Annotated in this window: 6 protein-coding genes; 1 reads left to right on the top strand and 5 read right to left on the bottom strand. The window is 66.7% G+C overall.

The window, feature by feature from the left end; translation table 11 throughout:
* Positions 1-62: 62 nt before the first annotated feature.
* Positions 63-1061, bottom strand: a complete 999-nt coding sequence (gene thiB, locus LWH48_RS17815; protein WP_232913635.1) for a thiamine ABC transporter substrate binding subunit — start codon at positions 1059-1061, stop codon at positions 63-65.
* A gap of 201 nt (positions 1062-1262) precedes the next feature.
* On the opposite strand from thiB, the gene LWH48_RS17810 reads away from it, so the two are divergent.
* Positions 1263-2444: an IS4 family transposase gene (locus LWH48_RS17810; RefSeq protein WP_232913634.1), complete on the top strand. Its 1182-nt coding sequence runs from the start codon at positions 1263-1265 to the stop codon at positions 2442-2444.
* Between the two features lie 118 nt (positions 2445-2562).
* On the opposite strand, the gene lon is transcribed toward LWH48_RS17810, so the two are convergent.
* The 4 genes from lon to LWH48_RS17790 form a co-directional block, all read right to left on the bottom strand.
* A complete protein-coding gene (lon, locus tag LWH48_RS17805; RefSeq protein ID WP_232913633.1) occupies positions 2563-5022 on the bottom strand; it encodes an endopeptidase La in 2460 nt (819 codons plus the stop codon).
* 97 nt (positions 5023-5119) lie between these two features.
* Positions 5120-6361 carry a DUF945 family protein gene (locus LWH48_RS17800; RefSeq protein ID WP_232913632.1) on the bottom strand — a complete coding sequence of 414 codons (1242 nt, stop codon included), beginning with the start codon at positions 6359-6361 and terminating at the stop codon, positions 5120-5122.
* A 58-nt stretch (positions 6362-6419) separates the two neighbouring features.
* Positions 6420-6893 carry a phosphatidylglycerophosphatase A family protein gene (locus LWH48_RS17795; protein WP_232913631.1) on the bottom strand — a complete coding sequence of 158 codons (474 nt, stop codon included), beginning with the start codon at positions 6891-6893 and terminating at the stop codon, positions 6420-6422.
* A partial coding sequence (locus LWH48_RS17790; protein ID WP_269816258.1) for a thiamine-phosphate kinase occupies positions 6890-7383 on the bottom strand: 494 nt, incomplete at its 5' end. The genes LWH48_RS17790 and LWH48_RS17795, both read right to left, overlap by 4 nt.

Raw genomic sequence — 7383 nt, 5'->3', positions numbered from 1 at the left:
CGCCAGGGCGGCGAGCCCCAGCCCCGGCGGCCAGGGCGAGGTGCGCGCCCAGCGCGGCGGCGTCAGCGCGCCGCGGCGTTCAGCCACTCGCGGATCCAGGCGCGGCGGTTGTCGCGCACCTCCTCGGGGGTGAACGTCAGGCTCTCGGGCTCGATCAGCCGCTCGAACACCGCCGGCAGCTCGTCACCCAGGTCGATGGCAGGGTTCATCACGTTGCCCAGCGGGATATGGCGCTGGAAGTCCGGGGTCAGCATGAAGGCGAGGAAGTCGCGGGCCAGCTCGGGCTCGTCGCTGGAGCGCAGCATCGCCGCGGTCTCCACCTGCAGGTAGTGGCCTTCGGCGAACTCGGCGGCCTGGTAGCGGTCGGTCTCCTCCACCGCCATGTGGTAGGCCGGCGAGGTGGCATAGGAGAGCACCATGGGCGCCTCGCCGTTCATGAACAGCGAGAAGTAGGCCTGGCTCCAGCCGTTGGTCACGGTGAGCACCCGCTCGTTGAGCCTTTCCCAGGCCTCGGGCGCCGCATCGCCGTAGACATGCTTCATCCACAGCAGCAGCCCCTGGCCGGTGACGCTGGTGCGCGGGTCCTGGAGGAGGATCTTGACGTCGTCCGGGGCCTCGAGCAGTTCGGCGAAGCTGCCCGGCGGATCCTCCAGCTGCTCGCTGTCGTAGACGAAGGCGAAGTGGCCCCAGTCGTAGGGCAGGAAGGTGTCGTCGTCCCATGCGATGGGCAGCTCGAGCGCGCTCGTGTCGACGCCGTGGGGCGCCAGCAGCTCGAGCCCGCGGGCCTCGGCCATCAGGTTCATGTCGAGACCGAGCACCAGGTCGGCGCCGCTGCCCTCCCCCTCCAGGCGCAGGCGCTGGAGGATATCCACGCCACCGTCGAGTGCCACGAAGCGCAGGTCACAGTCGCCGCAGCGCGCCTCGAATGCCTCCTCGATGCCGGGCCCCGGCCCCCACTCGGAGACGAAGGAGTCGTAGGTATAGACGGTGAGCATGCGCTCCGCGGCAGTAGTGGTGCCCGCCGCCGCCATGGTCAGAAGCAGGGCTGCCAGTCGTTGCATGGGATGTACCCTTGTTATGGATAACCCCGGAATCGGTTCGGCACCGACCCGGGAGTGTCTTGCTGCTGGTAGATTCCCCTGGGTTCAGACCCTGAGGCCTCCCCACAAATAGAATAAGAAAATCAGTATATTAGGATTGAAAAAAGTCTGCATGGGCAGGCATGTTGTTAATCGCCAAACCAACAATATGCCGAGGAGCCCATGCAGACGCGCCAATTCTTGCACAGGATTCTGATGACTTCAGCCTCCCTTCTGCATTCAGCCCGCTTCAATGCTCTCGCCACATGCGTCGAGGCCTTGTTGTCGGGGCAGCGCCTGTCCCTGACGGCAATCGGTCGCCAGCTTCCGCGCCAGGCTCAGCCCAAGCACGCGATCAAATGTGTCGATCGCCTGCTCCGCAACCCTCACCTGCAGCGTGAGCGTCGTTGGCTTTATGCAGATGTCGCTCGCCTGCTCGTAGGTACTCAGCGACATCCCATCATTCTGGTTGACTGGTCACCGATCGACGACCGAGGACATCATTTTCTGCTGCGTGCCGCGATCCCCTTCGGGAAGCGATCGTTTCCGATCTATGAACGTGTGCATCACAAAGACGCCTGCCCCCGCTGCCAGAAGGCCCTCCTTGCGGACCTTGCGTGGATGTTGCCGTCACAGGCCAAGCCCATCCTCATCACTGATGCCGGCTTCAAGACACCCTGGTTACGGGCTGTTGAGGCGTATGGCTGGTACTACGTCGGCCGAGTGCGTGGGGCAACTCAACTGAAGCACGACGGCGAATCCGATTGGCGCCGCCTGGAATCGCTGTTTCCGCTGGCGACACGCGAGCCAGCAGCACGCGGTTCCGTCACCCTGGCCAAGACACGGTCACTGGCGACCCATCTGTACCTGTACCGCGCCCCCTACCGAGGGCGCAAAGACCGCAACAAGAATGGCAGTGCGTCACGCGCTGCCCGAAGCCGCAAGGTGGCCAAGGGGCACCAAGAACCCTGGGTGCTAGTCAGTAATCTGACACCCCGCCACCATACCGCCGCCAAGGTCGTGCAGCTCTACAGCAGACGCATGGAAATCGAGGAGGGGTTTCGGGATATCAAGAGCGAGCGGTTCGGGTTTGCGTTTAACTTGCATGGCACCCGACATGCACGCCGTATCGAGATCCTGCTTCTCATCGCCATGCTGGCTAGCTTCCGCCTCCTGGCCAGCGGCCTTTCCCTTGATAGAGCGGGGAAGGCACCGGCCTATCAAAGCAATACGCGTCGCTCACGGCGAGGCGTCTCGCTTTGGCGACTTGGCTGTGAAGCCATCCAGGCCCGCTATCCCGCGGGCCGAATGGACAGACTCCTCCGGCTCATGCGACAAGAAGCCGAACTGGGAGGCACTGTATAATTCGTGGGGAGGCCTCAGGGTCAGACCCTGGCCAAGCCAGCAAAGCCTATCAACGTGCACCATTCCAGCGGTAATACCCTCCGCCGGGGTCTGACCCCAGGATGGTGCCCGTCGCCGGTCACCCGAATACCACCCTGGCCACGTCCTTGTAGCGCCTGGCGAAGTGTACCGTCATGCCCTCCTTGAGGTGCTCCGGCAACTCGTCGTAGTCACGGTGGTTGGCCTCGGGCAGGATCACCTCGAAGATGCCGCTGCGCCGGGCGGCGATCACCTTCTCGCGGATACCGCCCACCGGCAGCACATGTCCGGTCAGGGTCAGCTCACCGGTCATCGCCAGATTGCGATCGATGGCCTGGTGCTTGGCCAGGGAGAGCAGTGCGGTGGTCATGGTCACCCCCGCCGAGGGGCCATCCTTGGGCGTGGCGCCCTCCGGCACGTGCATATGCACGAAGGCAGAATCGAAGAAGTCGGCGTCGGCGCCATACTCGGCCAGGTGCCCCAGCACATAGCTGTAGGCGATGTTGGCCGACTCCTGCATCACCTCGCCGAGCTTGCCGGTGAGCTTGAAGCCGCGGGTCAGCGAATGCACCTTGCCCGCCTCGATGGGCAGGGTCGCGCCGCCCATGGAGGTCCAGGCCAGGCCGGTGACCACGCCCTCACCCTGGAGCACCTGCTCCTTTCGGAACAGCGGCGCCCCCAGGTACTCCTCGAGGTTCTTCACCGAGACCTTCACCGACTGCTGATCACTCTCCAGCAGCTTGACCGCCGCCTTGCGCACGATGCGGTGCAGCTGCTTCTCGAGCTGACGTACCCCGGCTTCCCGGGCATAGCCCTCGATCACCTGGCGCAGGGCGGCATCGGTAAGGTTGATGCGCTTCTTGGGAATATTGTCGCGCTTGAGCAGCTTGGGCCACAGATGGTTCTTGGCGATCGCCATCTTTTCCTCGGCGATGTAGCCGGAGAGGCGGATCTGCTCCATGCGGTCGAGCAGGGCCGGCGGGATCGAGTCCAGGGTATTGGCGGTACACACGAAGAGCACCTTGGAGAGGTCCAGGCGCACGTCCAGGTAGTGGTCGAGGAAGTCGACGTTCTGCTCCGGGTCGAGCACCTCCAGCAGCGCCGAGGCGGGGTCGCCCTGGAAGGACTGGCCCATCTTGTCGATCTCGTCGAGCATGATCACCGGGTTCTCGACCTCGACCTCCTTGAGGGCCTGGGCGAGCTTGCCGGGCATGGCGCCGATATAGGTGCGCCGGTGGCCCTTGATCTCCGCCTCGTCGCGCATGCCGCCCACCGAGAAGCGATAGAACTCGCGGCCCAGCGCCTCGGCGATGGAGCGACCCACCGAGGTCTTCCCGACCCCGGGCGGGCCCACCAGCAGCACAATGGAGCCACCCACATCGCCCTTGAAGGTGCCCTCGGCGAGAAACTCGACGATGCGCTCCTTCACGTCGGCCAGGCCGTCGTGGTCGCGGTCGAGCACCGTGCGAGCGTGGCCCAGGTCGAGCTGGTCCTGGCTGCGCACGCCCCAGGGCATGCTGGTCAGCCAATCCAGGTAGTTGCGGGTGGTGCCGTACTCCGGCGAGCCGGTCTCCAGCACCGCCAGCTTGTCGAGCTCCTCCTCGATGCGGGTCAGCACCTTGGGCGGCACCACCAGGTCCTCGAGGCGGTCGCGGAAGGTGTCGACGTCGTTCTCGCGGTCATCCTTGGAGATGCCCAGCTCGCGCTGGATCACCTTGAGCTGCTCGCGCAGGAAGAACTCGCGCTGGCGATCCTGCATCTGGGCGTTGACCTGGTCGCTGATCTCGCTCTGCAGCTGGGCGACCTCGATCTCCTTGCGCAGCAGCGGCAGCACCTTCTGCATGCGTGCCAGCACCGGCAGGGTGGCCAGCACGTCCTGCAGCTCGTGCCCCTTGGCCGAGGTGATGGCGGCGGCGAAGTCGGTGAGCGGCCCGGGCTCATGGGGGCTGAAGCGATTGAGGTAGTGCTTGAGCTCCTCGCCGTAGAGCGGGTTGATCGGCAGCAGCTCCTTGATGCCGTTGATCAGCGACATGGCGTAGGCCCGCGCCTCGTCGGCCTCGGCATCCACCGGCTCGCGGGGGTAGCTCACCTCCACCAGGTAGGGCGGCTCCCGGGAGATCCAGCGCTGGATCCGGAAGCGCTGCAGGCCCTGGGCAATGAACTGCAGCTGCTCATCCTCGCCCTGCAGCTTGTGCATCTTCACCGCGGTACCGATCTCGGGGAAGTCGCCGTGATCCAGCCCCTCCAGGGCGGCGTCACCGACGAAGGCCAGGCCCACGGTGTGGTGCGGGGTCTTGGCAACCCGCTCGATGGTCTCCTCCCAGCGTTCGCGGTTGATCACCAGCGGCTGTACCTGGGCGGGGAAGAAGGGGCGGTTGTGGATGGGCAGCAGGTAGATGCGCTCGGGCAGCGCCTCTCGGGCCGGCACCATGGAACGCTGGCTGTCGCCGGTCGATTCACCGAGGTCGAGACCCTCGCCCTGCTCCTGCTCGTCCTGCTCGTGCTCGTCGTGGATCCATTCCGGCTCGTCAGACGCGTGGCGGTCCTGGTCGTCGCTCATGGGGTCTCCCTGTCCAAGCGGTTGGGCATATGCCGATGGACTGTGGAATGCGGGCGATGAGCGGCAACTTCAAGTCTGGCGACCTCTCGTCGCCCCGCTAGCGCCAGAGTGGCGGCATCGGGCGGCCATTGACGCGCACCTTGCCTCGCACCACGTCCACCGCCAGCTCCCGGGTGTCCAGGGGCAGCCCCAACCACAACGCCACCACGGTGGGCACCTCGTGCCAGACGAAGTCGCCGTCCAGGCGGCTGCGCCAGCGCGCCTGCTCGGCAGGGTCATCGAGACGCGCGACGCTGAGCTCATCGAGACGCCGTGGGTCGAAGATCAGCGCGCCCTCCCCTGCGGCGGAAAGGCCCAGCATGGGGCTGTCGAGATCTACCGTGGTGACGTCAACGCGCGGCGAATCCTGCAACAGCGCCTTGAGCTCCGGCTCCAGCCGCGCGATAAGCTCGCGGGGGGTCGGGGTGTCGCTGCCCCCCATCATCACCTCCTCGCGCAGTCGGCGCAGCAGGGTGCGCAACGCCTCGGCATCAACGCGGGAAAACTGCGCCGTCGCGCCTCCGGTAAGCAGCACCTGATTGGCGGCCAGCACCTCCCCCAGGTTGAGCTCACCGTCGATAAGAAGCTCGCTGTCGTCTAGCTCCATGCGACTGCGGTAGACCAGCTCGCTGCCATCCAGCTCGAGGTCCGGCTGGCTCCAGGAGACCCGTTCCAGGCGCAGCAGGTCATGCTGGGTGAAATGGTGGGCATCGGCGGTATAGGCGTAGCGGCTCTCCAGGCTGGCCGGGCCGGCCTCCAGGGTGACGACCCCGTCGGTGAGACGCAGCGGCTTGAGACGAGCGCGCAGCCACCAGTCGCCGTACTCGCCGCCGAAGGTGACCTGCCCGCCCTGGAAGTCGAGCTCGCGCTGGCCCTGGCGAACCACGAAGGGAGACAGCCCGACACTGCCCTTGAGGGAGCCACCCAGGGTCTGGTAGCGGGCGTGCCAGCGCGGTGCCGACGAGGGCAGCGCATCGCCGAACAGGCGCTGGCGCGCCGGGCCCAGGGCGGGTTGGATCTCGCCGTCCAGGCGCGTGCTGAGCACGCCGTGGCGCGCGGTATAGGTGAAGGCGAGCTGCCAGCCGTCGCCCAGCAGCGGGGCGATCAGCACCCGCCCCGAGGAAGAGAGCCAGCCGCGTTCGACATCCTCGCGCTCGACCACCAGTTCGCCGCGCGCCTCCAGGTCGTTCAGGGTGCGCAGCAGCTCGCGTTCGAAGAGCAGCGAGGCGGCGTACTGGGCCACCGCCCAGACCAGTGCCAGCCCTACCACCACCGGCACGATCAGTCGTTCCTTGCGCATGGTGACTCCCTTCCCTGCGTCGCCTGCCACGGCATCCGCGAAATACCGCCGTACCGGGCTAGTGTAACCAGAACCAGAGGTGCATGAGGCTCCAGGCGTAGATGCCGGCGAGGACGTCGTCGATCATGATGCCGAAGCCACCGGCCACATGGCGGTCGGCCCAGCGGATGGGGAACGGCTTGATCACGTCGAATACCCGGAAGACCAGGAACCCCCATAGTGCCGACTCCCAGGAGAAGGGCACTGCCGCCATGGTGATCCAGTAGCCCACGAACTCGTCCCAGACAATGCCGGAATGATCGTGGACACCGAGGTCTCGGGAGGTCTTTTCGCACAGCCATACGCCCCAGACGAAGGCGATGAAGACGACGCCCCAGTACCAGCTCAGCGGCAGTTCGGAGAGCAACCAGTAGAAGGGAATGGCGGCAAGGGTGCCGAAGGTACCCGGCGCCCAGGGCACGGCGCCACTGCCCAGGCCGAAGGCCAGGAAGTGGGAGGGGCGGTGCCAGACGCTGGACGGAGCTCGATTCATGGGGTTCCTCCCGGGGTGGCGCCGCGGAAGTGCTGCCAGCCGGTACGCTGGGCCGCCGGCACGCCGCTCACGCCGGATGAGCGGGTCAGCTGGCCGACCACGGTCAGTGGCAGCTCCAGCACTGCCAGCCGGTGCCGGGCCTCGTCCAGGCGCTCGGCAGGCAGGCACACCAGCAGCTCGTAGTCATCGCCACCGGTCAGCGCCGCCTGACGCGCACCCTCCTCGCCCAGCGCCGCGACCAGCCCCTCGGCCAGGGGCAGCGCCTCGGGCTCGAGATGGGCGCCGCCCCCGGAATGCTCGAGGATATGGCCCAGGTCGGCGAGCAGCCCGTCAGAGATATCCACCGCGGCCGTGGCCAGCCCGGCCAGGGCCTCGCCGGCGGCCAGCCGCGGCCAGGGAGTGAGGTAGCGACGCAGCAGCGGATGGGCAGGGTCGCGCTCGCCGGCCTGCCACGCCGCCAGGCCACCGGCCCCGCCGCCCAGGGCGCCGG

Origin of the sequence: Halomonas sp. G15, assembly GCF_021282295.1 — a bacterium.
GTDB classification, from domain to species: Bacteria; Pseudomonadota; Gammaproteobacteria; order Pseudomonadales; family Halomonadaceae; genus Halomonas; species Halomonas alimentaria.
The sequence above is the reverse complement of the archived record's forward strand: the minus strand, read 5'-3'. Positions and strand labels throughout refer to the sequence as shown.

What these genes read in the sequence shown, in the direction of transcription:
- thiB (WP_232913635.1), bottom strand. Translation starts at nt 1,061, where the DNA reads ATGCAACGACTGGCAGCCCTGCTTCTGACCATGGCGGCGGCGGGCACC.
- LWH48_RS17810 (WP_232913634.1), top strand. Translation starts at nt 1,263, where the DNA reads ATGCAGACGCGCCAATTCTTGCACAGGATTCTGATGACTTCAGCCTCC.
- lon (WP_232913633.1), bottom strand. Translation starts at nt 5,022, where the DNA reads ATGAGCGACGACCAGGACCGCCACGCGTCTGACGAGCCGGAATGGATC.
- LWH48_RS17800 (WP_232913632.1), bottom strand. Translation starts at nt 6,361, where the DNA reads ATGCGCAAGGAACGACTGATCGTGCCGGTGGTGGTAGGGCTGGCACTG.
- LWH48_RS17795 (WP_232913631.1), bottom strand. Translation starts at nt 6,893, where the DNA reads ATGAATCGAGCTCCGTCCAGCGTCTGGCACCGCCCCTCCCACTTCCTG.